The sequence below is a fragment of the Prosthecobacter sp. genome (genome assembly GCF_044226605.1).
Classification (GTDB): domain Bacteria; phylum Verrucomicrobiota; class Verrucomicrobiia; order Verrucomicrobiales; family Verrucomicrobiaceae; genus Prosthecobacter.
Genome location: NZ_JBGAGS010000014.1, coordinates 145,363 through 168,286, shown reverse-complemented (window position 1 = coordinate 168,286; position 22,924 = coordinate 145,363). Strand labels below are relative to the sequence as shown.

General features: G+C 60.6%; 20 protein-coding genes and 1 pseudogene. 9 read left to right on the top strand and 12 right to left on the bottom strand.

The window, feature by feature from the left end:
• Positions 1-64: 64 nt before the first annotated feature.
• The 5 genes from ACILSO_RS20210 to ACILSO_RS20190 form a co-directional block, all read right to left on the bottom strand.
• A complete protein-coding gene (locus tag ACILSO_RS20210) occupies positions 65-2,749 on the bottom strand; it encodes a cation-translocating P-type ATPase (protein ID WP_395739259.1) in 2,685 nt (894 codons plus the stop codon).
• A gap of 79 nt (positions 2,750-2,828) precedes the next feature.
• Positions 2,829-4,226, bottom strand: coding sequence for a N,N-dimethylformamidase beta subunit family domain-containing protein (locus tag ACILSO_RS20205; RefSeq protein ID WP_395739258.1), 1,398 nt, complete (start codon positions 4,224-4,226; stop codon positions 2,829-2,831).
• Positions 4,227-4,233: 7 nt separating this feature from the next.
• Positions 4,234-4,731 (bottom strand): hypothetical protein, encoded by a 498-nt coding sequence (locus tag ACILSO_RS20200; RefSeq protein ID WP_395739257.1) that lies wholly within the window; start codon positions 4,729-4,731, stop codon positions 4,234-4,236.
• A 271-nt stretch (positions 4,732-5,002) separates the two neighbouring features.
• A complete protein-coding gene (locus tag ACILSO_RS20195; protein ID WP_395739256.1) occupies positions 5,003-5,524 on the bottom strand; it encodes a hypothetical protein in 522 nt (173 codons plus the stop codon).
• Positions 5,525-5,581: 57 nt separating this feature from the next.
• Positions 5,582-6,256, bottom strand: a complete 675-nt coding sequence (locus tag ACILSO_RS20190) for a sigma-70 family RNA polymerase sigma factor (RefSeq protein ID WP_395739255.1) — start codon at positions 6,254-6,256, stop codon at positions 5,582-5,584.
• 150 nt (positions 6,257-6,406) lie between these two features.
• Here ACILSO_RS20190 and ACILSO_RS20185 point away from each other — a divergent pair, with 150 nt between their 5' ends.
• The 6 genes from ACILSO_RS20185 to ACILSO_RS20160 all read left to right on the top strand — a co-directional run bounded on the left by ACILSO_RS20185 (position 6,407) and on the right by ACILSO_RS20160 (position 12,396).
• The gene (locus ACILSO_RS20185; protein ID WP_395739254.1) at positions 6,407-8,095 is read left to right on the top strand and encodes a TolC family protein; all 1,689 of its coding nucleotides are present in this window, start codon (positions 6,407-6,409) and stop codon (positions 8,093-8,095) included.
• Positions 8,092-9,918, top strand: a complete 1,827-nt coding sequence (locus tag ACILSO_RS20180) for an efflux RND transporter periplasmic adaptor subunit (protein ID WP_395739253.1) — start codon at positions 8,092-8,094, stop codon at positions 9,916-9,918. Before ACILSO_RS20185 ends, ACILSO_RS20180 begins: the two co-directional genes overlap by 4 nt.
• The gene (locus ACILSO_RS20175) at positions 9,918-10,670 is read left to right on the top strand and encodes an ABC transporter ATP-binding protein (protein WP_395739337.1); all 753 of its coding nucleotides are present in this window, start codon (positions 9,918-9,920) and stop codon (positions 10,668-10,670) included. The genes ACILSO_RS20180 and ACILSO_RS20175 overlap by 1 nt, the downstream gene beginning before the upstream one ends.
• A gap of 231 nt (positions 10,671-10,901) precedes the next feature.
• Positions 10,902-11,297 carry a VOC family protein gene (locus tag ACILSO_RS20170; protein ID WP_395739252.1) on the top strand — a complete coding sequence of 132 codons (396 nt, stop codon included), beginning with the start codon at positions 10,902-10,904 and terminating at the stop codon, positions 11,295-11,297.
• 16 nt (positions 11,298-11,313) lie between these two features.
• Positions 11,314-11,745, top strand: coding sequence for an ExbD/TolR family protein (locus ACILSO_RS20165; protein ID WP_395739251.1), 432 nt, complete (start codon positions 11,314-11,316; stop codon positions 11,743-11,745).
• Between the two features lie 264 nt (positions 11,746-12,009).
• Complete coding sequence (locus ACILSO_RS20160) at positions 12,010-12,396, top strand: hypothetical protein (protein ID WP_395739250.1); 387 nt, start codon at positions 12,010-12,012, stop codon at positions 12,394-12,396.
• Between the two features lie 17 nt (positions 12,397-12,413).
• On the opposite strand, the pseudogene ACILSO_RS20155 reads toward ACILSO_RS20160, so the two are convergent.
• Both ACILSO_RS20155 and ACILSO_RS20150 read right to left on the bottom strand, forming a co-directional pair.
• A pseudogene (locus ACILSO_RS20155) lies at positions 12,414-12,947 on the bottom strand (IS630 family transposase); the annotation flags it as partial.
• Positions 12,935-13,351: a hypothetical protein gene (locus ACILSO_RS20150; RefSeq protein ID WP_395736237.1), complete on the bottom strand. Its 417-nt coding sequence runs from the start codon at positions 13,349-13,351 to the stop codon at positions 12,935-12,937. The gene ACILSO_RS20150 and the pseudogene ACILSO_RS20155, both read right to left, overlap by 13 nt.
• Before the next feature lie 878 nt (positions 13,352-14,229).
• Here ACILSO_RS20150 and ACILSO_RS20145 point away from each other — a divergent pair.
• The 3 genes from ACILSO_RS20145 to ACILSO_RS20135 all read left to right on the top strand — a co-directional run bounded on the left by ACILSO_RS20145 (position 14,230) and on the right by ACILSO_RS20135 (position 15,977).
• Entirely contained in the window at positions 14,230-14,514 is a 285-nt protein-coding gene (locus ACILSO_RS20145) for a hypothetical protein (protein WP_395739249.1), read from the top strand.
• Complete coding sequence (locus tag ACILSO_RS20140; RefSeq protein WP_395739248.1) at positions 14,511-14,900, top strand: hypothetical protein; 390 nt, start codon at positions 14,511-14,513, stop codon at positions 14,898-14,900. The genes ACILSO_RS20145 and ACILSO_RS20140 overlap by 4 nt, the downstream gene beginning before the upstream one ends.
• A 426-nt stretch (positions 14,901-15,326) precedes the next feature.
• The gene (locus tag ACILSO_RS20135) at positions 15,327-15,977 is read left to right on the top strand and encodes a LysM peptidoglycan-binding domain-containing protein (RefSeq protein WP_395739247.1); all 651 of its coding nucleotides are present in this window, start codon (positions 15,327-15,329) and stop codon (positions 15,975-15,977) included.
• A 309-nt stretch (positions 15,978-16,286) separates the two neighbouring features.
• On the opposite strand, the gene ACILSO_RS20130 is transcribed toward ACILSO_RS20135, so the two are convergent.
• The 5 genes from ACILSO_RS20130 to ACILSO_RS20110 form a co-directional block, all read right to left on the bottom strand.
• Entirely contained in the window at positions 16,287-17,399 is a 1,113-nt protein-coding gene (locus tag ACILSO_RS20130) for a hypothetical protein (RefSeq protein ID WP_395739246.1), read from the bottom strand.
• Positions 17,400-17,475: 76 nt separating this feature from the next.
• Entirely contained in the window at positions 17,476-20,205 is a 2,730-nt protein-coding gene (locus tag ACILSO_RS20125) for a PVC-type heme-binding CxxCH protein (RefSeq protein ID WP_395739245.1), read from the bottom strand.
• Between the two features lie 93 nt (positions 20,206-20,298).
• On the bottom strand, positions 20,299-20,745 hold the full coding sequence (locus ACILSO_RS20120; RefSeq protein WP_395739244.1) for an OmpA family protein: 447 nt from the start codon (positions 20,743-20,745) through the stop codon (positions 20,299-20,301).
• Positions 20,746-20,823: 78 nt separating this feature from the next.
• Positions 20,824-22,041 carry a hypothetical protein gene (locus ACILSO_RS20115; RefSeq protein WP_395739243.1) on the bottom strand — a complete coding sequence of 406 codons (1,218 nt, stop codon included), beginning with the start codon at positions 22,039-22,041 and terminating at the stop codon, positions 20,824-20,826.
• A 7-nt stretch (positions 22,042-22,048) separates the two neighbouring features.
• Complete coding sequence (locus tag ACILSO_RS20110) at positions 22,049-22,921, bottom strand: TonB C-terminal domain-containing protein (protein ID WP_395739242.1); 873 nt, start codon at positions 22,919-22,921, stop codon at positions 22,049-22,051.
• Between the last annotated feature and the right edge of the window lie 3 nt (positions 22,922-22,924).

Below are 22,924 nucleotides of genomic sequence, written 5' to 3'. Positions count from 1 at the left end.
CCAGCCTTGAGTGGGCACGAAGCCTCTCGCTGAGTTTTGTTGTTGTGCGTAGCATCGCTGGATCTCATTCCCGAGTCTTTGCCCTTCGAGCCATCCATTTCCGCGCTTCTTCTGCCCACAAAACGCTGCTGCCTGCGAGTCCCAGAAGGAGCATGTTTTTCAGGGGTATCGGGGTGGTGTGGAAGAATCGGTTCATCGCCTCTGTGTAGATCACCAGAAACTGCAGGACGATGCTCAGCCCGAGCCCGCCGATCAGCCATCGGTTCTTGAAAACATCGAGGCTGAAGGCGGACTTCAATGCGCTGCGGCAGTTGAGCAGGTTGAACCACTGGCAGATCACCACCAGCGTAAAGGTTTCGCTTTGCACCAGCGCAAAGGGCGCGGCGCTCGCCTGCCTCCAGACGAAGAACCCAAAAGTGACGATGATGGCCGTCGTGGCCATCAGTACAAGTCGGCGCAGCATCGGCCGGGTGATGAGCGCTTCATTCACCGGCGTGGGCTTTCGGCGCATCTCATCTCCTTCCGGCCCCTCCAGCACAAGGTTGATCGTCACCGTGCCTTCGGTGACCATGTTGATCCACAGGATCTGCACCGCGGCCAGGGGCAGGGGATAGCCGCATAGCAGGGCCAGCAGCAGCAAAAAGATCTCGTCAATCGATGTGGCGAACAAGAACAGGATGACCTTCTTGAGATTCTGATACACCAGCCGGCCTTCCGCGATCGCTTTGACAATGGTGGCAAAGTTGTCGTCCGTGAGGACGATCTTCGCCGCGCCTTTGGCCACCTCCGTTCCAGTGATCCCCATGGCCACGCCGACGTCAGCCGCCGCCAGCGCGGGTGCGTCATTCACTCCGTCTCCAGTCATGGCCACAACCTTGCGCCGTGACTGGAAGGCCGAAATGATGCGCAGCTTTTGCGTGGGATGCACGCGCGCAAAGACGGAGATGCGGTCCAGGCTGGCGCGCAGGTCCTGCTCCGGCATCCGCTCAAGTTCCTCTCCGTCCAGCGCAAGATCTCCCTCTTTGGCAATGCCCAGTTCGGACGCAATCGCGAGTCCTGTGGCCTTGTGGTCGCCTGTGACCATCACGGGACGGATGCCCGCTGCCAGGCATTCCGCCACGGCTCCGCGCACTTCATCGCGTGGAGGGTCCATCTGTCCGAGCAGGCCGAGAAATCGAATGCGCCCACGAAAGGGTTCGAAGCCCGCGCTCTCGTCCAGCACGGCGTTCCGCACCTCACCCACGGCAAGCACCCTCAAAGACTGCGCGGCAAGATCATTCGCCGCTTTCCGCACCTGCGCTGGATCAAAAGTTGCCGGGTCGCACAGATCGAGCAGCATTTCGGGAGCACCCTTGAAGAAGACGCGCCGGTCTGTACCGCTGTGGTGCAGCGTGGCCATCATCTTGGTGGCGGCATCAAACGGAATTTCTCCATGGCGCGGCCACCGGTGCCGCAGTGTTTGCGGCTCCACGCAGCCTTTGAGGGCCACCGTCAGCAGCGCCGCTTCGGTGGGATCTCCCAGCGCCCTCCAGCGGTCGTCTTCGGCATTCGGCGGCACCAGCTGTGCGTCGTTGCAGAGCACCACCGCCTCCAGCAGTGCGCGGAGCGCCTCATCCTCCTCCGCGGTGACTTCGGCATCCGCGGTTCGCAGTTTTCCTGACGGCGAATAACCGGCTCCGCTGACTCCGATCTGTCTGCCATCTGCCAGCAGAAGGGTTGTCACCGTCATCTCGTTTTTGGTGAGGGTGCCGGTCTTGTCGCTGCAGATGATGCTCGTCGCCCCGAGCGTCTCCACCGCGGCCAGGCGGCGCACAATGGCACCGCGCCGTGCCATGCGTTGCATGCCCACCGCCAGCGCGATGGTCATGGCCACCGGCAGCCCTTCAGGCACCATCGACACCAGCTCGCTGACCGCCACCATGAAGATTTGGGTGAAGGGAATGCCGCGCAGCAGGCCAAACGCCAGCATCACCCCAAACAGCAGCACCGCCGCCACCACCAGCCACTGGCCAAACTGCTGCAGGCGCAGTTCCAGTGGCGTTTTCGGCTCCTGCGCCGTCGCCGTGAGACCAGCGATCTTGCCCACCTCCGTCTGCAAGCCGGTCGCTATGACGACCGCCCTTCCGCGCCCTGCGGTGAAATGCGTTCCCGAGAAAATCATGTTCTTTCGGTCTCCCAGCGTTGTCTCTTCAGGCAGCACTTCGGTGTGTTTCAGCACTGGCAGGGACTCCCCGGTCAGCGCCGCCTCGGTGGCTTCCAGCGCAGTCGCCTCCACCAGCCGCGCATCCGCTCCCACCGCGTCTCCCGCGGCGAGGAGCAGGATGTCTCCCGGCACCAGATCGCTCGCCTCGATCACTGCTTCACGTCCCTCTCGGACAGTTCGCACAGTCAAGGCAGACATCGATCTCAGCTCGGCCATGGAATGCTCCGCACGTCCTTCCTGCACCGTGCCAATCACGGCGTTGACCAGGAGCACCGCCAGGATCACCACCGCATCGCTGGCATGCCCCATGGCGAACGAGATCAGCGCCGCCACCAGCAAAATGTAAATCAACGGGCTGGCAAACTGGCTGCCAAAAATCCGCCACAGCGCCTTGCGCGGAGCTTCAGGCAGCGTGTTCGGGCCAAACTGCGCGCGGCGCGCTGCCACCTCTGCCTGGCTCAAACCGCTCCGCACATCCGTCTGCCACGCATCGGCAGCAGTGCGGGCATCGGTGGCATGCCAGTTGAGCGAAGGATTCACAGGCATGATTCATCATAACGTTTGCGGCTCGCACGGCGACGCCGCCTTTGCCTTTTGATCATCGCTTTTGGCCCTGAACGGCCCGTCACTTGCCCAGGCGCTCGATGACATTCCGCGTGATCTTCATCACCGCTTCATCGCCGCCCATCAGTCCATGCGACCAGTCCGTCGTCGCAGCGGTAAAGACCGTGCCTCCACGCGTATACACACCCATGCAGGCCGCGCCAGTGCGCCCTTTCTCCCATTTCTCATACCACTCCGCATCATCGGGGTGCCAGCGCACCGGGCATGTGGCCAGCACTTCAAAGGTCTTCGGAGTTCCGTCTTTGCAAGTAGGGAAGGGGAGTCCGTTCCTCCATTCCAGTTCACAGCCGTCACACTCATAGCCCACCACGGTGTCCTTGCCGCCAAACTTGTCCCCGCGCTTAAGCCCCGTCCCCGCCAGCGCCCAGTGCTCGGGCCGGTGCACTTCATATTCCGCCGGATCCGTCATGAACTGCCCATGGCTCTTCCGGTAGCCTCCCCACAGGAATCCCACGCCCGTCATTTCATTCTCGGGCCTCTTCAGCAGCTCATGACTCCACAGCGTGCTCAGCGTTTTGAATTCACGCGCCGCAAACATCGGATCCAGGTGGTAGTTCTGTTTGCAGCACGTGAAGGCACGGCCGCCGTCCTCCGCCCTCACCTGCCAGCAGCACGTGTTTCCGCTGAAGAACGCCACATTCCCGCCCTTGCCGATCCACGCCTCCAGATTATCCCGCATCGGCGTGCTCCAGTACTCGTCATGCCCCACGCTCAGCACCAGCTTGTAGCTCGCTAAGATCTCCGGCCGAAACTCCAGGTCATCATTCGCCGCAAACTCCAGCGCATATCCGTTCTTTTCCGCCCATTGCACAAACGGCAGCTCCCACCGGCTGTACTGCGACGGCCCCGGCCTCTCAAAGCTCGCCCGGTGCCCCTGGTTGCTCGAAAGGCTGTTGTACGCATACACCGAAAATCCTCCCCAGTTGTTGTACGCATTGTACGTGTTCGTGCAAAGCTGCATCAGGATCTTCGAGCTCGTCCCCGGCTTGGCCTCCCTCACGATGAACCACGCGCTGCTCTCCGCCGTGCGTTTGCCACGGTGCGTCCATTTGCCGCCCACGTCCGCGGCACGGAATACCACTTCATAGTAGCCGCTCTTCCACTTCTCTCCGCACGGCACCCTCACGCTCTCCGGCCACCGGCATCCGTTTGCCGAAGCATCCTCCGGCACCGCATACGCCGCCCCGGGCACATCTGCCTTCTTCCACACCACCTCCCTCGTCACCCCCAGCCTCGCCACCTCGATCTCATACTTCGCCGCCGTCGTGCTTACATGCATCCCAATCTCCTCCCCCTGCGCAATGCTCCGCAAACTCGCATATCCTTCGATGAAAAGCGGCGTCGGCTCCGTCGCATACACGGCGGAAACAGTGAAAAGGAGTGCAAAGATGGAACGCATCACACCGTTACGGCGGAGATGGGGAGAGGCTTTCAGGCGCGATGGCCGGTGTGACGGCCGAAAGTCGCGGGTTGCAACGCAAATATTCTCGAAGGGCCGTTAAGGCGAATTCATTGAGATCACTCTCTGGCTGGGCGCTGAAATACCGAAGTTGATCGGAAACTTGGGTTGCAGCCCGCTTGTATTGGAGATGGGTGAGGCAGAATGCCGCAACACCGGCTCTTGCCGGCTTGCGCGATGCGACCGCATCCAGCAGGTAGGGAATGGCCTCATCACCATGCGCAATGACTGTCTTCATCTCGAGGGTGAGACGGATGCGGGGCGTTCCCAAATGGACCTCAACTCCAGGCCCCTGCCTGTCAAAAGACCGGATGCAAGTGGTCAGCACCACATTGGGCAGCAAGCTGGGGAACCGCTTCCTGACCAGTTCATAATTCAGAATGGCCATGAGAAGACACACAAATACCAGAGAAACGGTTAGCTTGGCGGCTGCGTTCGTATGCATGGTTGGTTGAACGTGCTTTCACAGTTGAAGTTGCAGCGGTCATTCGTCATTCGCCAGCCTTCCTCTACTCCTCCGCCTCGCGAGCCTCGCCACCTCAATCTCATACTTCGCCGCCGTCGTGCTCACATGGATCGGCACCTCCTCCCCCTGCGCAATGCTGCGCAAACCCAGTCACGTGATGTGACGCGTGTTGCGTCACCACACACACACCCTTTCCGCCCCATTCTCTTGCTCCTTCATTCCTTTGCCAAAAACAAAGCATCCTCTCGCCTCACCTCAGCAGCGGCACCACCCTCCCATCCTCCAGCTTCACCTTCGCCTGGGACAAATCTCGCAGCGTGCACCGCGCATGGATGACCTTGAAATCGACCGTCGGAAGATAAATGCCTGTCCCCCCAGTCACCAGGCCGATCATCTCCAGCGTGCCCTCCTTGCAAGCCAGCGGGTACATCTCGTCTTTGTCCTTTGCCACCTTCCTGGCATTTTTCTCCACCCGGTAGCACACCCGCAGCAGCAGATGAATCTGGGAGGGCTGGTACGCGGTGCCATCCCGGGTGAGTCCGGCACGGGTGTCGCGCAGCCAGTCCTGATACCCCTGCACAGCCGCCTTTCGCTCCGCCCCCGTCGCCGCCTGAAACTCCTGCGCACAGGCACCACACATGCGCCACTCCTCCAGCGTCCACAGCCGGTCAGACCTCCACAAAGGTGTACGCCGTATCGTCTCAACCAATCTCGCCACCACTTCCGCTGCAGCTTCGTCCTTCTCGGCCGCAGCCGCAAAGTTGAGTCCCATAAAAAAGACGGCTCATAAAACAAAAAGGCGCGTCTTCATGTTCTCATTCCAAAGCGGTTACTCCTCCGCTTCCGCCAGCTTCGCCGCTTCCCGCTTCAAGATCCGCCCCACGCGATGCTTCGCCAGATACACCTGCGCTGCATTCACACCCAGCTCTTTCTTCACACGCTCCGGGCTCCAGCCCTTCAGCACATAGCAGGAGAAAATCTGGAACTGTCTCGGCGACACAAGCGCGCGCACACGCCGCAGCGCGATGTCCATCACCTTGTCCTGCCACTCCTTCTCCCACAGCTTTTCCAGCGCCACGCCGTTCGGATCCGCGCAGCGGTCGATCGGCGCCGTGCGCCGCTCGTCCGTTTCATCCGCATAGAGGTTCGCCTCACGGCTCTGCTGCTTCTTGCGCCGGCGGAACTGGTCCAGAATGCGCCACCGCGCCTGGTTCAGCAGAAATGATTTAAAAGACCCCAGGCTCGTGTCGAATTTCTTCTTCTGCAGATTCTTCGCCACGCCGATGAACGTCTCCTGCACCACATCATTCGCCTCGTCATCGCTCAGGCCCGTCTTGCGTGCCACGTGAAACACAAAGCCTGAATACGTCCGGTAAAATTCATCCCAGCTCGCCCAGTCATCCCAGTTGTCCAGTTTTTCGATGAGCGTTTTCCGGGTCGGGGGCGATCCGGAGGTCTCCTTCAGGAGTTCTTCTGTTTCAGCGACTTTCGGGAGATCGGACATGCACGGTGGGAGGTCAATAGTAACGGCGCCTTCGTGGTAGGCAACGATGTTTTGTCATCCATTCGATAGATACTTGGCCAAAATGGCGTATTGCAAGGCCCCCCAAAACCAACCTTCCGGCCAACCACCCCAATGCCGGTCAGCCATCCCATGCCAAATCATCGCCCCTCCCAGCCCGCCATCGCGTTTCTCACGCTGCTGGCCCTGGGACTGAGCGCCTGCAGCACGGGCTTCTATAAGAAGTGGGCCGACAAGGAAACCTACGCCATCCTGCGCAAGAAGGCCAGCAAGGTGCCGAATGCCGGTCAGTCGTTTTTGGATATCTCCGTCCCTCCCCCCGTCCGCATGGAGGAACTCCGCAAGAGCATGCAAACCGAGGAGTTCCTCGGCGATCGCGCCTTCATCGAGAAAGACGCCCGCAAGATCAGCCTCGCCGAGGCCCTGAACTTCGCCGTCCACCGCAATCGTACCTACCTCACTCAAAAGGAGACCGTCTACCAGACAGCGCTGGGTCTCACCCTCACTCGCCAGCAGTACTCGCCCATCTTTGCCGGCACCGCCTCCGGCACCAAGGCCAGCACCGTTTCCCTGGCCGGGGTCAACAATCTCGTCCGCAGTTCCACCCAGACCACCACCTCCGGTCTCGGCGTCTCCGGGCTCACCCGCACCGGCGCGCAGATCGCCACCAATCTCACTACCAATTTCGTCCGCTTCCTCACCGGCGGCGGCAAGGACAATGGACTCTCCGCCCTCGGCTTCTCCCTCACCCAGCCCCTCCTCAGTGGCGCCGGTTATCTCTCCGCCTCGGAGGCCCTCACTCAGAGCGAGCGCAATGTCCTCTACGCCATCCGCACCTTCGCCCAGTATCGCAAGGCCTTCGCTGTAGACATCGCCTCCCAATACTTCGGCGTCATCCAGTCGCGCGAGACCGCCCGCAATGCCTACCTCGCCTTCAAGGCCTTCGATTTCGTCGTGGCACGCGAGACCGCCATGCAGAAGGAAAACGCTCCCGGCAGCACCAAATCCTCCGTCTTCCGTCTCGTCCAGTCCCGCATCGTCTTCGAGCGCGCTTGGTACAGCGCCATCCGCGACTACGAGCAGAACCTCGACGACCTCAAGGTCAATCTCGGCCTCCCCGTCACCGCACGCTTCGTCCTCGACTACAGGGACAAGGATGCCCTCCAGATCATCGACACCCCCGGCACCCTTGACGAAGCCATCACCGTCATGCTCAACAGCCGCCTCGATATCTTGAACCTTCGGGATCAGGTCGAAGACACCAGCCGTAAGGTCCTCATCGCAAAGCAGCAGGTCCTCCCCACCGTCAACGCCCTCGTCAATTACAACATCCTCGACAACCCCGACCGCCAGGACTTCGCCCTCAAGCCGGGCAATCGAAACTCCAGCATGGGCTTCAATGCCGACCTCAATCTCAATCAGAAGCCCGAGCGCAATGTCCTCCGTGCCTCCATCATCGCCGAGCAGCAGGCTCGCCGCGCTGCCGATCTCGCCGAAGAAAACGCCCGCAGCGATGTCCGCACCGGCTTCCGCGACCTCCAGCTCGCACGCAAGCAGTATGAACTCGCCAGGATAGGCATGGACATCAGCACCCAGCGTCTCGAAGTCGAAGAATCCTTCAATGCCGAAGGCCTCGGCACCGCCATCAACCTCGTCGACGCCCAGCGCGACATGAACACCACCCGAAACCTCATGGTTTCCACCACCATCAATCACACCCTCGTCCGTCTCCGCCTCTGGCGGGACATGGGAGTTCTCTTCATTGAGAAAGACGGCGGCTGGGTGGACGTATTGAACAAAGAGCAGCCACCAGGAGAATGAAGAAGGGAAAATCCAGCAAAGGACTTATCATCGCAGGCGTCAGCGTCCTCGCTGTCATCGCCTGGTGGAGCATGTCCGGCAGCACCACCACTGCGGAAAAGGTGCCCACCTTCATCGTCCAGCGCGGCCCGCTCGAGATCAATGTGCTTCAGGGCGGGGAAATCCGCGCCCTCCAGAACCACGAGGTGAAGAGCGAGATCGAGATCCCCACCAAAATCCTCAGCCTCATCCCCGAAGGCTATCTCATCACCGAAAACGACGTCAAGGACGGCAAGGTCCTCATTGAGCTCGACAGCACCGATCTCAAAACCAAGATCGAAAACCACGAGATCGAGTTTCAGACCACGGTTTCCAACTACATCGACGCAGACGAAAACCGCGAGATTCAGAAGAGCGAAAACCAGACCCTGGTGCGTGATGTAAAGCAGATCGCCATCTTCGCCCTCATGGATTTTGAAAAATACCTCGGTCGCGAGGTCACCGGCGCCATCCTCACCGCCGCCCATCTCCCCCCGGATGTCGAAGCCTTCGAAAAATTCGCCGATGTTCTCGAAACCCAGGCCAATGCGCAGGTCTCTTCCGAAGCCGCCATCGCCAAGCGCGGCACCACCACCGGCAAGGTTGGCGCTGCAGGCACCACCAAAAAGCCCGCCGCTCCTGCTCCCGAAAGCGAGATGATCGACTTCTCTCCTTTCCTCGAGCAGAAAGGCCAGAGCGATGGCGAAGCCCAGCAAAAGCTCCGCCAGCTTGAAGACGACCTCCTCCTCCATCGCTCCGAGCTCGCCCTCGCCAAGCAGAAGGCCGAATCCTCCAAGCGCCTCGCAGAGAAAAAATTCGTCACCGCCGCCCTTCTCGAAAACGACCTCGTCAGCTTCGATAAAGTGCAGCTCTCCGTCAAGACCTCGGAAACCGCCCTCGGCCTGTACAAAAAATACGAGTTCAGCAAGCAGTGCGCCACCTACCTCGCCGCCTACCGCGAAGCACTCAACAAGCTCCAGCGCACCATCCGCGCCAACCGCTCCCGCATGGCCCAGGCCGAAACCAGGTTCAGCACCGCCAAGCGTCGCTATGAAATGGAGCTCGCCCAGCGCGAAAACCTCGAGCTCCAGCTCAAGGCCTGCGTCATCAAGGCTCCCCAGGCCGGCCTCGTTGCCTACGGCGACTTGAACGCCAGCTCCTCCTACAATTACAACAACAGCATCGAAGAAGGCGCCACCGTCCGCCTCCGCCAGACCATGCTCACCATCCCGGACATGAGCCAGATGGGCGTGCGAGTAAACGTGCATGAATCCCAGATCAAAAAAGTCCGCATCGGCCAGCCCGTCAAAGTCCGCGTCGATGCCGAGCCCGGCAAGGAGCTCGACGGCCGCGTCGCCGAGCTCGCCGTCCTTCCAGACTCCAGCAGCAGCCGTTACACCCCCAATCTCAAAGTCTATCCCTGCACCATCCACATCAACGGCTACCACCCCTGGATGAAGCCCGGCATGAATGCCAAGGTCGAGATCATCGTCGACCAGCTTGCAGACGTCCTCTACGTCCCCGTCCAGTCCATTGAGGTCGAGCAGGACCATCACTTCTGCTACATCAGCAACAACGGCGCCCTCGAACGCCGCCAGATCAGCACCGGCCTCTTCAATGACGAATTCATCGAAGTCCGTGACGGCCTGAATGGCGGAGAAGCCGTCGCTCTCGCCCTGCCCAAGAAGGCCGAGGCAGACATCAGCGCACCCGGCAGCAGCAAGCCCGAGCAGCCAGAGGGCGGCGCCCCCAAGTCCAAACCTTCCAAGCCCAAGGAAAAAGCCGTGGCTGCCGCCAAACCGTGATGCCGCCAGACACTGCGCCCATCATCCAGCTGGTGGACATCTGCAAAAGCTACCAGATGGGAGAGACCCTCCAGCACGTCCTTCAGGGCGTCTCCCTCTCTATCTATCCCGGCGAGTACGTCTGCATCATGGGCCCCTCCGGCTGCGGCAAGTCCACCCTCCTCAATGTCCTCGGCTGCCTTGATCAGCCCACCTCAGGAGACTACTACCTCGGCGGCCTCAATGTCGCCCATCTCGAAGACGACGACCTCTCCGCCGCGAGAAACAAAAATCTCGGCTTCATCTTCCAGAGCTACAATCTCATCCAGCAGCTCTCCGTCATCGAAAACATCGCCATCCCCATGTACTACGGTGGCGCCAAGGAGTCAGACATGCTCGAGACCGGCACCCGCCTCGCCACCCAGGTCGGCCTGGAGCACCGCCTCCATCACAAGCCCACCGAACTCTCCGGTGGTCAGCAGCAGCGCGTCGCCATCGCCCGCGCCCTTTCAAACAGCCCCCTCGTCATTCTCGCAGACGAAGCCACCGGAAACCTCGACTCCAAGTCCGGCAAAGAAATCCTCGATCTCTTCGACGACCTCAATCAGCAGGGCAAGACCCTCGTCTTCGTCACCCATGACGAGCGCATGGTCCAGCGCTGCACCCGCATCATCCGCCTCCGCGACGGCGTCATCGAGCACGACCAGGCTGGCGCCAAAGCCGACCGCCTCCGCGGCAAAGTCATCGGCCAGCACTACGGCCTCGCCGCATAGTAGCCATCTCGCTTCGCGGGATGATCTCAGCGTTCCCGCCACCCCAAACAGAGACTCCAGCGATGCCCGCAGCGCATCCCTGTTCTCCAGCTTACCGCGTGACACAGGGCTGGGTCCAGATGAACAGTCCAGATGGGTCCTCTCCTTGGCCTTGATCGCGGCAGCGATCATAGCCGGGCACAGACTTGGATTCAGACCCGGCACACGCCCCATTTAAATTACCCCCCCACCATGACCCGCCAGATCTTCATCCATCTCTCCACCAAGGACGTCCCCAGAGCCCAGGCCTTCTACACCGCCCTCGGCTTCACCCTCAACCCAGGCTTCAGCGGAGAAAACCACATTTGCATCACCATCAGCGAAGCCATCCAGCTCATGCTCTCCGCAGAGTCCGCTTTCGCCACCTTCTCCCCACGCGCCATCTGCGATACCTCCCAGTTCCTCGAAGTCCTCAACTGCCTCACCTGCTCCAGCCGCGCCGAAGTGGACTCACTCATCCAGAAAGCCCTGCAAGCCGGAGGCACCACCGTCGAAGAAGCCGAAGACCACGGCTTCATGTACCAGCACAGCTTCCTCGACCCCGACGGCCACGCCTGGAACCTTTTTCACATGACCGGAACACTCTGACCAGCCTCTTGCCACCATGAAAGCCTCGCTCACCGTTTGGATCATCGTCCTTCTCGCGTGCCAGCACGCTCCAGCCGAAGACCGTGCCCCGTCCAAATCTGAAGTGCAGTTCCTTCGCGCGGACATCACCCGCCTCGAATCAAGAATCAAGGAGCTGGAGGCAATCCTGAAAGCGAAGGGTGTCCTGCCGCCACCCAAAGCCCAAAACCCGGAGGCGTGGACTGAGGTCGAAGCTCGCTTCGACAAAGACGGCAATCTCCAGCTGGACGGAAAGCCAGCCACCGACCAGGAATTGCGCCAGCGAATCGCCGCCATTTTCCAGTCCGGAAAGTTCCCCGAGGTCAGGATAGCTGCCCCGGCTGCAGTTTCCTTTCCAAAGATGCAAACCCTGCTCACCACACTGGGCGAGTTGGGCGTCCCCAATGTCTCCTTCGCAACCCGGGGGTGATCATGTCTCCCTGCAAGCCCACACTCCTGACCATCCGCGGTGCCAAAAGGCTCCGCAGTTACTGACTTGGCTTCACGACTCACCACAGCCATGAGTAACATCTTCAAATGGATATCCCTGCTTCTGTGCACCCTCACGCTAAGTGCCAAAGATCCTGACAAGGGGCTTTCAAAGTCTGTCTTGGAGCTGCCATTCACGTTATACGATGAGGTCCAGGTGCTGCGTGCAATCACAGCTTCTCACACCCCAAATTTGGAGAAGGCCATGAGCTTGGACTCTAAGGAGTTCGGCATGCGGCTGAAATGGCAGCAGCGTGTGACCTTGAAGGATGCTGCCGACCATGTTCTCTGCCTGTTCGACTCCCCCTTCCATGCTTTCCCCGGCAAAAATCCGCGGATTCTGATTCTGTTCACACTAAACTATGAAGTGGCCGCCTGGGGCTCCTTCACCTGTGAGCCCTTCTTTGAGCACGGCTCCATCCTCAACTCAAGCACACAGCCGGGCACACGCTTCATCACCATCAACTCTTCATTACGCTCCGGTGGCGCATTGTGGTTTGAGGAATACCTGATCTCCCCCAGGAAGATCGAAAAGCTCGGCGAGGGGCCACGCTACCCGGTCAAACCGGAGCAGCAATCCGGCACAAAATAGTCTCGTGCTAGAGCATATTAAAAAATACTATAGCCACAAGAGGCAAACCAACCCATGGCGTTTTTGGCCGTGATTTTTGAGAACGCCATGGTGATGGCTTCATCAAGCTGCGCGGGCGTGCGTGCCTCCGCGCTGCGCAACAGCCCCTTGATCTTGCTCCACATCTTCTCAATCGGGTTGAGATCCGGTGAGTAGGCCGGCAGGAACCGCACTTCAGCGCCAACCGCCCTCACCAGCTCCAAAACTACGGGACTTTTGTGCACCGCGAGGTTGTCCATCACAACGATGTCGCCCTGCCGCAACGTTGGGCAGAGCACCTGGCCGATGTAAGCCACGAAGGCGGCGGTGTCGGCCGCTCCAGAGAGGTGCATGCAAGCCGTGGTGCCATCGAGACGGATGGAGGAGATCATGGTGGTGCTCTGCCACCGGCCACACGGCGCTGCTGCATGCAGCCGATGACCGCGCGGAGCTCTGCCACGCAGGCGGGTCATGTTGGTCTTGGCACCGCTCTCGTCGAGAAAGACCAGCCGCCAAGGCTCTAGCCCGCCTTGCTTGCGCTTCCAGAGGCGGCGCGCTTTGCGGACGTCTTCGCGTTCTTGCTCGGCAGCGCGGAGCGTCTTTTTTTATATGTCAGCCCCATGTCCACGAGCACGTAGTGGATCGCGGGCAGGGTGCACTCCAGCCCCAATGCATCACGCAGTTCGGCCAGTGTCATGTCGGGCTTGCCCTTGAGATGCTGCCGAATGGCCATGCGGTGTGCGGCTACAATGAGCTTTTTGCGCCCGGCAAGGTGATGCCGTGGCTTGATGCATCCGGTGTGGCGCCGCTGCTGCAGGAGCTTTTTGACCATGCCAAGGGAGACCTGAAAGCGGTGCGCAATCTCATCGCGGCTGCCTTCGCCTTTGTCATAAGAACTCAGGATGCGTTCACGCAAATCAAGGGAGAGTGTGGCCATGTGCCTTCATAGCATGTCATCGCCACAATGGCTATATAATTATTTAAAATGCTCTAGTCTCCATCTTTGCATGATGACCGACATGAATGGCACTCGGTTAAGGCAGCTTCTCTTGCATTCCACAGTGCCAGAAACTCCGCGTGTTGTGGTTGGAGTGCCGTTCACATTTTGTCACTTCACTCCGCCATACATCAGCCCTGAAGGGGCTGCGGAATATAGCCCCGGGTCGCCGAGCCTCAGCGTGGCCACCCGGGGTTTTGCAGGCAATTCCGGGGAAGCAGACCCATCGCTTCGCCGGTGTTTGCCAGGTGCCAGCAGCCTGCCCTTCGTAGCACGCAGTGCGAAGAATGGGCGTCCGCAAAACGCCCCCGCCACACGCCTGGGTGCGACAGTGCTATCCCTCGTTTATCCGCCTTAACCACATGACATTGATGACCGATATATCCCCCATCATCTCAGAAATTGAGCAGCTGCCCCATTTCCGCACCTTCAAGTGCAGGGGTTGCTCAGAGCAGCTTCGAGTTCATGCGCTACAAATGGATGCACGATGTCCAAAGTGTGACGTTCAGTTTAAATGTCGCTCTTTCGGAGCTGTTGGCACCGAGTTGGAGGATGTCATAGACGCCGTTCTTGCATGGGCAGGTGAGGGTGAAAATTTTGAAGCCGTCATGAGACGGCGACAGGAAATTTTAGCCGGCCGAGATGACGATTGCGTCTAAACACCCACGCTGACCGCCGCCTACGGCGTGGCAGGCAAAGTTTCGCCTTGTGCTCTGCAGCCCAGCGCAGTGCCCGCCCCCGCGAACTTCCCCCTTGCACCGCCGAGCACGCTGACTGAGCCTTGACCCACTCCCGGCTCCACCCATTCCCATTCCACCATGATCCCATACATCATGCTAGTTTTGGCTCTCGCCGCACCCGTCCTCCTGCGCCTTCACGGAAAGCGTTGGCTCGGAGATCAGACCCATCCCGCAGCCATCTTCATTCTCGCCTGGATGGCCTGCGCCTTCTTGCTCGGCTCGGTCGATTTCATAACAGTTTCCAGCGGCGCTCTGGCGCTTGTCTGGGTGTCGATGATCTTCACCGGCTTCGCTCTTGCTGCCAGACCGCGGAAAAAATCGGCAGTGGAACCTCAGCCAGGTGAAGCCCCAAAAATTCCATGAACAACATAGAACAGTTCAAGATAGTGCTCGCTTCGTTGCTGACGCAACTGCCCATCCTCCTCGTTTCTCTGGTGGCCGTCATCATGGTGGTCACCAGATGGAATGAGTTGCCGAAAGCTTCCATGTGGGCGCTTCTCGGGTTCGGGCTCACCTTGCTGCTTTGCATCGTCATTCCAGTGGTTCAGAACAGCGTGCAGCATTGGGCCATTGAAAACCGCGATCTCTCCCATGATCAGCGTGCATCGATTTTTACCGGTCTTTCGATTCTCTGGTCCGTGCTCCGTGCTGTCTCGTATGCCCTGCTTCTGGCGGCGGTCTTCGCTGGACGCCGCGCTCCTCAGCCAGCTTTGGCTGCAGTCGATGTCCCCCGCCATCCAAATCCATAAAGAAGCGCTGAATCAAGCAACCCCACAAAACACGGAAAATCGCAGCGCTCTCACTCAAAAAGTACTCTCCTGAGTAACTGCGCTTCAAATCTGCAGCCATTCCTTTGCCAATCCATTCCTTTGCCAAAGAGCAGCGCACCTTCCTCACACAGCCTCCTCAGTTACTCCTCGTTTCACATTCAGCGCAGCGGAGTTCGGTTGCTTTCCAAATAACGTCCCCCGTTATTCTCATGTCTCCCCTCTGGAAAAATCATTTTACCCCCAATCATTTTACCATTCCTCAAGATGTCTGCCCTCATAACAGCAGCACGGTAGCAGCGGTCGAAGGGAAAGTCCCTCTTCCGTGTGTTCCGTAGGCCATCCCTCCTCATCTTTAAGCCAAAATCCCCCCTCGCTTTTCCCCCACCTCCACCCATCATCCCACCCATGGCTCAATACTCCGTCCGTTCCGGTGACAATCCTTCCAAGATCGCGGCAGCCTTTGGCATGACCCTCGATCAATTCCAAAACGCCAACCCCAACCTCGTCGAATGGGGCACCGGCAAATGGAAAGTCCTCTTTCCCGGCCAGCTCGTCAACGTGGACGACGCCGGTGCCGCCGGTCCCATCGAAGCCCCCGCGGAAAACGCGCCCCAAAACTTCGTCGCACCACCACCATGGATGCAGATCGCCATCATGGAAGTCGGCGTCCAGGAGTGGGCCCAGGGCGACAACCCCCGCATTCTCGAGTACCTGCAGAGCTGCGGCATCGGCGGAAATCTCCTCCACGACGAAACCGCCTGGTGCGCCGCCTTCGTCAACTGGTGCGTCCAGCGCGCCGGTTTCAAAGCGCAGCACAGCGCCCGCGTCTCCGACTGGTGGAGCTGGGGCCGCCCCGTCGTTCCCACCTACGGAGCCATCTGCATTTTGCAGCCCCTCACCGTCGATCAAGCCGGCAGCGGCCACATCGGCTTCCTCCACGCCGAAGACGACACCAACGTCTGGCTCCTCAGCGGCAACTCCCACAACCAAGTCCGCATCGCCCCCTACCCCAGAGCCAAGCTCATCCCCAACGCTCCCTTCCGCTGGCCGTTCTAAAAGTACGATAGACTCCAGTCTGTCGCCCGACCGCACGTCTCACCGCAAAAAAACACCACACCCCGCCGCGAACCCCGTCGCGTAGTGGTCCACACTCTCCGAGTGCGGTAGGTAGCCTCCCGCCCATCCAGCGCCGCCTTCCGGTCGTAGGTCGGTCGTGTTTGGCGTCGCAGACCTCGAGACACTCCACACCGCTCTCCGCCAAACCGCCCGACTGCGAGGACGTCCGGAACCCACAAACCCAGCCTTACGCCCACAGCCCTCTGGGAGCGCGGCACTCCGATCCGCAGCGCACCCATCCTCCCTGCCTCACTTCTCTGTCGGCGCCCTCATCAAATTTAGCAGCCGCGAACGGTCCACCGCAGGTGCCGGTGCAGCCTTGGGTTTCTCCGCGGGGGCAGCGCTCGGTTTCGCCGCAATCTTCGCCTTCGGTTGGGCATCGGCAGCCTGTTTCTTCTTCACAGCGCCGCTGCTCGACGAGGTCGTCGATTTCTTTTGCTTCGCCGCCGTCGCACCAGCCATCCGGCTGTGAGCTCTCTCGGCATCCCTCATTTCAGCTTCGGCTTCCGCCTTTTCCCTCTTCGCCGCCGCATCCATCTGGGCTCGTTCCGCAGTGGTTCTTGCTTCCGCATCTGCCTTCGCTTTGTCCGCCCTGGCCTTCTCCGCCAGCGTCTTTGCTTCCGCATCCGCCTTGGCCTGCGCCTTCGCTTCAGCCTTCAGCCGGGCTTCTTCTTCGCCCTTGGCTTTCGCCTCTGCCTTGGCCAGAGCCTTCGCATCCGCCTTCGCCTTCGCTTCCTCATCAGACTTCACGCGCGCCTCGGCCGCCGCTTTCGCCTTGGCCTCCTTGGCCTGCGCCAGTTCCGCAGCCCGCACTTCCGCCTCTTCAGCCGCCTTCACCTTGTCGGCCTCAGCCTTCGCTTTTGCCTCAGCCTTCGCCAGCTCCCTGGCTTCCGCCTGCTTCTTCGCTTCCGCAGCCGCTGCCTCATCAAGGATCCCACGCACCGCCACCGCGCCTTCCGGCACAACCGCGCCGCCATCGATGCGGATCTTCGCGGCTTCGTCCTGCCCAATGTAAAGCCGGTCGCCCTTTTTCACCGTGCCCTTGCCCAGCACATCCGAGTGGTCAGGCGTGATCGAAATGCGCGGCGCCATCGCATAGATCGGCGTCGAGGAATCCTTCACCAGCAGCGCTCCGCCGCTCGCCTCATGCGTCTCCCGGCCCCACTCGTCCTTCGTGCTCTTGATCTCCTGCGCATACAGCCGCACCACACCCGTCTTCCGCGTGGCGCGGTACTGCTTGCTCAGCGCCTCGGCCGAAAGCTTGAACTCCGCAGGCTCGGGGACGGTGGAAACGGTGCACTGGCTCAGGCTTAGAATCAGGCTGAGGGCGGCGGCAAATCTGCCGGGGCGAAAGAAGGTCATGGTAGGATTCAAAGAAACGTGGGACCGCGAAATCCTTCGTCGGAAAAGGCTTTCGGCGGGCACATATGTTCGCCGATTATTTCCCCGTACGCAAATACGCGACGATGTCCGCCACTTCTTGAGCGTTCAGTCCCAGTTGTGTAGCGCTCAGCATCATGCTGTGGTCGAGTTTTTTCCGGCTCTTGATCCGCGTTTTAGCCACGTACTGGTTCTGCCCGCCCATGCTGCGGATGATCATGATGTTGCCTTCGGTCAACACCATCCCGTGAATAGTCACGCCGTCCTTCGTCACGATCTCCTGCCCATCATACCCGTGCGCAATATCCTTGCTCGGTTCGATCAACGCCTGCGCGATGATCTCCCCCGGCTGGCTGCGGCCCCAGCCTTCCAGGTTCGGCCCAAACTCCACCCCCTGGCCGTTGATCTGGTGGCACATCACGCACCGCGTCACCAGTTGCGCGCCGTTCTTGGCATTGCCCTGCAGCTTCACCACATCCTCCAGCTTCACCGCGCTCGGGATCGCCGCCGGCGTCACGATGGTGATCAGCTTGGCGTTCTCAGGGTCGAAAATCCCTTCCTTTTTCAAATTCTCCGCGATGCCAAACGTCGCCCACTCATCCGTGCTGCGCTTGATCAGCCACCACAGGACGTCCGCATGGATCGGAGATTCCTTGTCCTTGGCCAGTTCCACCACCGCCGCCGCCGCACTGGCGTCCGGAATGAAGGCCAGCGTATCCAGCGCCAGCTTCCGCTGCTCCGCGCTCAGCTTGTTGTCCGCCACCCGGTTTTGCAGGTCCGGCACCGCCGCCACCGGATGCAGCCGCCAGGTGATGTGCGCAAAGTCATCGTTCCACGCACCCATCGGCTTCAGCGCCTTCCACACCGCCTCCTCCTTGCCCTCACACCCGATGCCCCAGGCCTCCAGCAGCGAGCGGTCTCCGCCATCGATGTGATGGCTCAGCTTCACCAGCAGCGGCACGCTCTGCACCGCCGGCACATCCCGCAGCGCCACCGCGATCTCGCTGCGCACCATCGGCGAGAGGTCCGTCGTCAGGTTGCTGTAAATGTCGATGCCATCATTCGTCGCAGCGCGGATCGCCCGCAGCGCCACCAGCCTCTTGGTTGCATCCTCAGACTCCAGCCAGATCCGCGCCGTGATCAGCCCCTGCTCTCCCAGCTGCGCCATCAGCCACACCGCACGCGCCGCGACGTACGGATTCGCATGCTCGCGCAGCTTCAGCAGCGCCGGCATGTTCACATCTCCCGCCGCCTTCAGCCGCGTAAAGGCCACCTGCCGCACATTCGTGGCGGGCGATTGCAGCGCCGCCAGCTGCCCCTCCACCGTGTCCAGCTTGTACACCGGCACCGTCGGTTTGAATCCCTTCGGCGCGATCCGATAAATCGTCCCGCTGCACGTCTCATCGGTGTCCTGGTGCCCGCCCGTGCGTTTGTCGAACCAGTCGCTCACATAGATCGCCCCGTCCGTGCCCACGCACACATCCGAAGGGCGGAACAGCGTGTGCCGGTCATCGGAAAGGTTGTTCGCTCCACCCACAAAATCACTGCCCTTAAAGACACCCGTCGTGTTCGTCGTGCAGAAATCAAAGCGCTCCAGCTTGAAGCCCGCCCCTTCAGGTTTCGGCAGGTAGCCAAACACCACATTCCGCTCCGTCTCGCAGCTCAGCAGCAGCCCGTTCCATTTGTCCCCCAGCGCCCCGTTTTCGTAGAAGCACATCCCCGTCGGCGCACCGCCGCCATACACATCCCCCGCCGGAATGCTGCCCGGATCTTCCTGCCGCCACTCCGCTGTCGGAATGCTCTGCCCCGGCCGCTTGTCCGCACGCCACTGCCGCTTCCCATCACGCGAGAAAAACCCAAAGCTGCCCCCTTCAATCAGGTGGCTCACCCGGCACGCAGGCGGATCATCGTTGTCATTCAGAAACATGTCCCCAAAGCTCGTGCGCACGCCTTCAAAGCTGTTGCGGTAGTTGTAGCCCAGGATCCGCGCCTTGTGCCCGTCCGCGTCAATGCTCGCCGTAAAGCCGCCCACATACACATGGCCGTCATCGCTCTTGGCACCCGCATACGGATTGTTCAGGTAAGCCCCGCCAATGCGGAAAGTCGTTCCGCTCTTGTCACTAAACTCCGCACCGCAGTTCCCATTGCTGAAATACAGCCGCCCGTCCGGCCCCGCGTACACACTGTGCAGGCTGTGGTCATGCTGCGGCTGTTCAAACCCTGTCAGAAACACCTCCCGCTTGTCCACCGCCGGATCAAACTTCAAATCCCGGTTCACATCCGTGTACTTGATGATGTTCGGCGTGTTCGAAACAAACACCACATTGTCAAACACCGCCACCCCCAGCGGGCACTCCAGCTCCTTCTCCCGCACAAACACATGGCTGCTGTCGCACTTGCCATCCCCGTCCTTGTCCTCCAGCACCCGCACACAGTCCCCCTCACGGCTGCGCCCGCTGTGCCGCCGGTAGTTCACCCCCTCCGTCACCCAGATCCGCCCCGCGGCATCCACATCCATGTTCGCCGGATTGAACAGCTGCGGTGAAGTCGCCCACACCGAAATCTCAAAACCTTCCGGCACCCTGAACGCGCTCGGCTCCAGATGATCCGGCTTCACCTTCGTCGGATCAAACTCCGCCGTGCCCGGGTCCGGCGTGAAGGCAGGCTTCCCTGCCACAAACGGGCCTTTGTCCTTTTTGGCTTTGGCAGGTTTGTCCGGATTTGCAGAGATCAGAGCTATCGGCGCGACCAGGGCGAGGACGACGAGGAGGTTGGATCGGTTGGGCATGGTTGGGGGGTCGGAAGGAACGAATTAATTGCAATGATCTTGCGCCACGACCCGCCGACTTGCGGAATCCGACACACAAGTACGGTCGCCCGCTTAGTTTTGACGGTAGATCACCACCACATCCGAAGACGGTCCGCTCGGGGAAAAATCATTCCCAAAGCCCACCGTCTGCAGATTCGCCGCCTCCAGGCCGTTCTCGATCAGCTTCTGCCTCACCGCCAGCGAGCGTCGCTCCGAGAGAGAGCGCGCATGATCATGCGGCAGATTCGGCGGCGCATAGCCCGCGATCAGCAGCCTGGCCTTCTTGTTCGGCAGCATTTCCTTGGCAAAATCGTGCAGCGCCTGCTGATGCGTGGAATTCAGGTGAAAATCAGCACTGTCAAACACCAGCGCCGGACACGCCGGCTTGAGGTCCGCGTTCAGCGGAGACGTATAACCATCCCGCGGCCCGAGGGCAAACACCACCGCCTCCGAAGCCGGGCTCTTCATGAACGACGGCACAGGAAGACTGCTGCAAGAAGAGGCAAGCAGAGGCAGCATGACTAATGCCATGGCACTCCATGAGGCGGAAGAAAGCTGCAAACGGGTGCTCATTCGGGGCTCGGGTGGCGGGCGTGCTCAGCGCATCCAGCGGGGTTCAGTGATCCTTCCATACCCTCGCAGAATGGAACGCCTGTTCCCGCTGCGCAAATCATGAACATACAGTTCACCATGCTGCACATAGGTGATGAAATGTCCGTTCGGACTCCAGGAAGGATGCTCCGCCCCCCCGGTCTGCACCACATGCACGCTGCCATTGGGATAAGGCTTGATGGCCACCGCCCATTCACCACTCGTCCGGGTGGTGAAGGCGATGTGCCGCCCATCCGGAGACCATTCAGGATCAGTGCAGAAATGATAACCCGTGCGCCACCGGAACAAGCGCGAGGACTGCCCTTCCTTCTGCGGTACTTCCACGATATACAATTTCGGGCCATCCCCGTCATCGCTGGAAAACACGATCTGCTTTCCATCTGGATGCCACGAGGGGCTGGAAGGCGCTCCTACTGAATCACTTACGCAGGCCGCCGTGTTGGTGTTGAGATCACTCACAAAGATCTCAGGATTCCCGATAAAGCTCATCACTGCCGCGAGGTGCGTGCCGTCGGGAGAAAAGGCCGAGCCAAAGCTGCTGCCAGGTGTGTCCGTCACTCCGCGTTCCCAGCCCACATTCAGATCCAGCAGGCGGATGATGGGAAATCCGCTCCGATAACTGGTGAAGGCGATCATGGACGAGTCTGGCGAGAGCGAAGGCGCCACCGCGGCATGCTTGTCATGGGTGACCTGGTGTACCTCTCCGCCTTCCGCATCGCAGACGTAGATCTGGCGTTTGCCAGTGACATCGCTCACAAAAACAATGCGGCTGGTGGCCAGGCCGGGCCTGCCGGTGATGGTGTAGATCACGTCATCGGTCAGCGCCTTGAGGTTCTCATCCAGTCCCGGCGCCGCGTAGCTGCGTTGAAACAGGTCCTTGCCCTTGGCATCGCGCAGCCGGCCGGTCACGCGTCCGCCCACGGAGGAGCCTTCCACGACAAAATCTGCTTTCTCATCGGCTCCGGCCACGAAGAACTCCCGCGAGTCGAGCAACTCCTTCCGCAGGGCCTGCTGAGCACTGGCGCCGGTGCCTCCGGAGAAGGCTCCCACGCGGATGTGGGGCATGTTTTTCCGAAATTCCTCCACTTTGCCTCTCCCGCCCAGGCCGATCCATCCGCGAATCCGGTCCACGACACCAGCCTCCGTCCGCGTGCCGTTGCACACAGCAAGGGTGAGAATGAGCAGGAGCGCGCGGTGTTTCATGCGGAGATCAGGGCAGCAGGAGGAAGTTCAATTCCAGATCGTAGCTGTCTTTGGGATAATTTGAAGGCAGTGTCGCAGAAATTTTTTTAACCTTGGCCGCTGCCTCGAGAATGGACTGGTCCAGGGCGTGCGATCCTGAGAACTTGTTCATCTGGACTCGGACCAAGGTACCGTCTTTGCCGATGGATATTTTCAGCCGAGCCTCGCGCTGGCCCTCCGGAACGCTTTCCAGCGAAGGAGCCACCCAGCTGCTGTGGAAGGCGGTATTGACCGCTTCGTCCACGGCATCCAGGTTGACTTCTTCGTCCTTCTCCACGCCGGGGGTGCCATCCGGCGGGATCGCCGCAGGACGCAGGGCATTGAGCCGCGCCACGTCCATCAGTTTGGGATTGGTCATTGGAGGGACGGGAGGGCCAAAGGTGGTGGTTCCTGGGCGTTTTTCGTGGGCCCGGCGCAGAGTTATGCTGCGATTGGCGGACGGTTTGGCGGCTGGAGTGGCGGGGGCAAACAGCGGGGCCGCAGCAGGGTTGGGCACGGGCTCCATGGCATGCTGCTGCGGTGGCGCGGCCACCAGGGTGGCTTTTTGCACCGGCGGCTCCAGCGGCACGGGGGGCGGCTTGGGAGGCTCGACCGGGGCTTTTTTGGCGGCCTTGGGCGCTGCAGCCACGGTCTTGACCGGGGGCGCCGGGGTCGCGGGCCCGAGGTCCTTGAAGTCTGCAGGGTTCATCCACGCCAGCTTCGTCTGCTGCGCCGCACGTTGGGAATTCTGGGCGTTCTGCCACCACCACCAGACGCCGAAGCCTGCCGCCAGATGCAGCGAAACGATGACAATCGCGGCCGCGGAAATCGGCTCCAGCGTTGTTGGACGTTTGCGTTTCATCTT

What these genes read in the sequence shown, in the direction of transcription:
- ACILSO_RS20175 (WP_395739337.1), top strand. Translation starts at nt 9,918, where the DNA reads ATGCCGCCAGACACTGCGCCCATCATCCAGCTGGTGGACATCTGCAAA.
- ACILSO_RS20145 (WP_395739249.1), top strand. Translation starts at nt 14,230, where the DNA reads ATGATCCCATACATCATGCTAGTTTTGGCTCTCGCCGCACCCGTCCTC.
- ACILSO_RS20185 (WP_395739254.1), top strand. Translation starts at nt 6,407, where the DNA reads ATGCCAAATCATCGCCCCTCCCAGCCCGCCATCGCGTTTCTCACGCTG.
- ACILSO_RS20195 (WP_395739256.1), bottom strand. Translation starts at nt 5,524, where the DNA reads ATGGGACTCAACTTTGCGGCTGCGGCCGAGAAGGACGAAGCTGCAGCG.
- ACILSO_RS20200 (WP_395739257.1), bottom strand. Translation starts at nt 4,731, where the DNA reads ATGCATACGAACGCAGCCGCCAAGCTAACCGTTTCTCTGGTATTTGTG.
- ACILSO_RS20120 (WP_395739244.1), bottom strand. Translation starts at nt 20,745, where the DNA reads ATGCTGCCTCTGCTTGCCTCTTCTTGCAGCAGTCTTCCTGTGCCGTCG.
- ACILSO_RS20210 (WP_395739259.1), bottom strand. Translation starts at nt 2,749, where the DNA reads ATGCCTGTGAATCCTTCGCTCAACTGGCATGCCACCGATGCCCGCACT.
- ACILSO_RS20180 (WP_395739253.1), top strand. Translation starts at nt 8,092, where the DNA reads ATGAAGAAGGGAAAATCCAGCAAAGGACTTATCATCGCAGGCGTCAGC.
- ACILSO_RS20130 (WP_395739246.1), bottom strand. Translation starts at nt 17,399, where the DNA reads ATGACCTTCTTTCGCCCCGGCAGATTTGCCGCCGCCCTCAGCCTGATT.
- ACILSO_RS20205 (WP_395739258.1), bottom strand. Translation starts at nt 4,226, where the DNA reads ATGCGTTCCATCTTTGCACTCCTTTTCACTGTTTCCGCCGTGTATGCG.
- ACILSO_RS20165 (WP_395739251.1), top strand. Translation starts at nt 11,314, where the DNA reads ATGAAAGCCTCGCTCACCGTTTGGATCATCGTCCTTCTCGCGTGCCAG.
- ACILSO_RS20125 (WP_395739245.1), bottom strand. Translation starts at nt 20,205, where the DNA reads ATGCCCAACCGATCCAACCTCCTCGTCGTCCTCGCCCTGGTCGCGCCG.
- ACILSO_RS20170 (WP_395739252.1), top strand. Translation starts at nt 10,902, where the DNA reads ATGACCCGCCAGATCTTCATCCATCTCTCCACCAAGGACGTCCCCAGA.
- ACILSO_RS20140 (WP_395739248.1), top strand. Translation starts at nt 14,511, where the DNA reads ATGAACAACATAGAACAGTTCAAGATAGTGCTCGCTTCGTTGCTGACG.
- ACILSO_RS20110 (WP_395739242.1), bottom strand. Translation starts at nt 22,921, where the DNA reads ATGAAACGCAAACGTCCAACAACGCTGGAGCCGATTTCCGCGGCCGCG.
- ACILSO_RS20135 (WP_395739247.1), top strand. Translation starts at nt 15,327, where the DNA reads ATGGCTCAATACTCCGTCCGTTCCGGTGACAATCCTTCCAAGATCGCG.
- ACILSO_RS20160 (WP_395739250.1), top strand. Translation starts at nt 12,010, where the DNA reads ATGAGCTTGGACTCTAAGGAGTTCGGCATGCGGCTGAAATGGCAGCAG.
- ACILSO_RS20115 (WP_395739243.1), bottom strand. Translation starts at nt 22,041, where the DNA reads ATGAAACACCGCGCGCTCCTGCTCATTCTCACCCTTGCTGTGTGCAAC.
- ACILSO_RS20190 (WP_395739255.1), bottom strand. Translation starts at nt 6,256, where the DNA reads ATGTCCGATCTCCCGAAAGTCGCTGAAACAGAAGAACTCCTGAAGGAG.
- ACILSO_RS20150 (WP_395736237.1), bottom strand. Translation starts at nt 13,351, where the DNA reads ATGGCCACACTCTCCCTTGATTTGCGTGAACGCATCCTGAGTTCTTAT.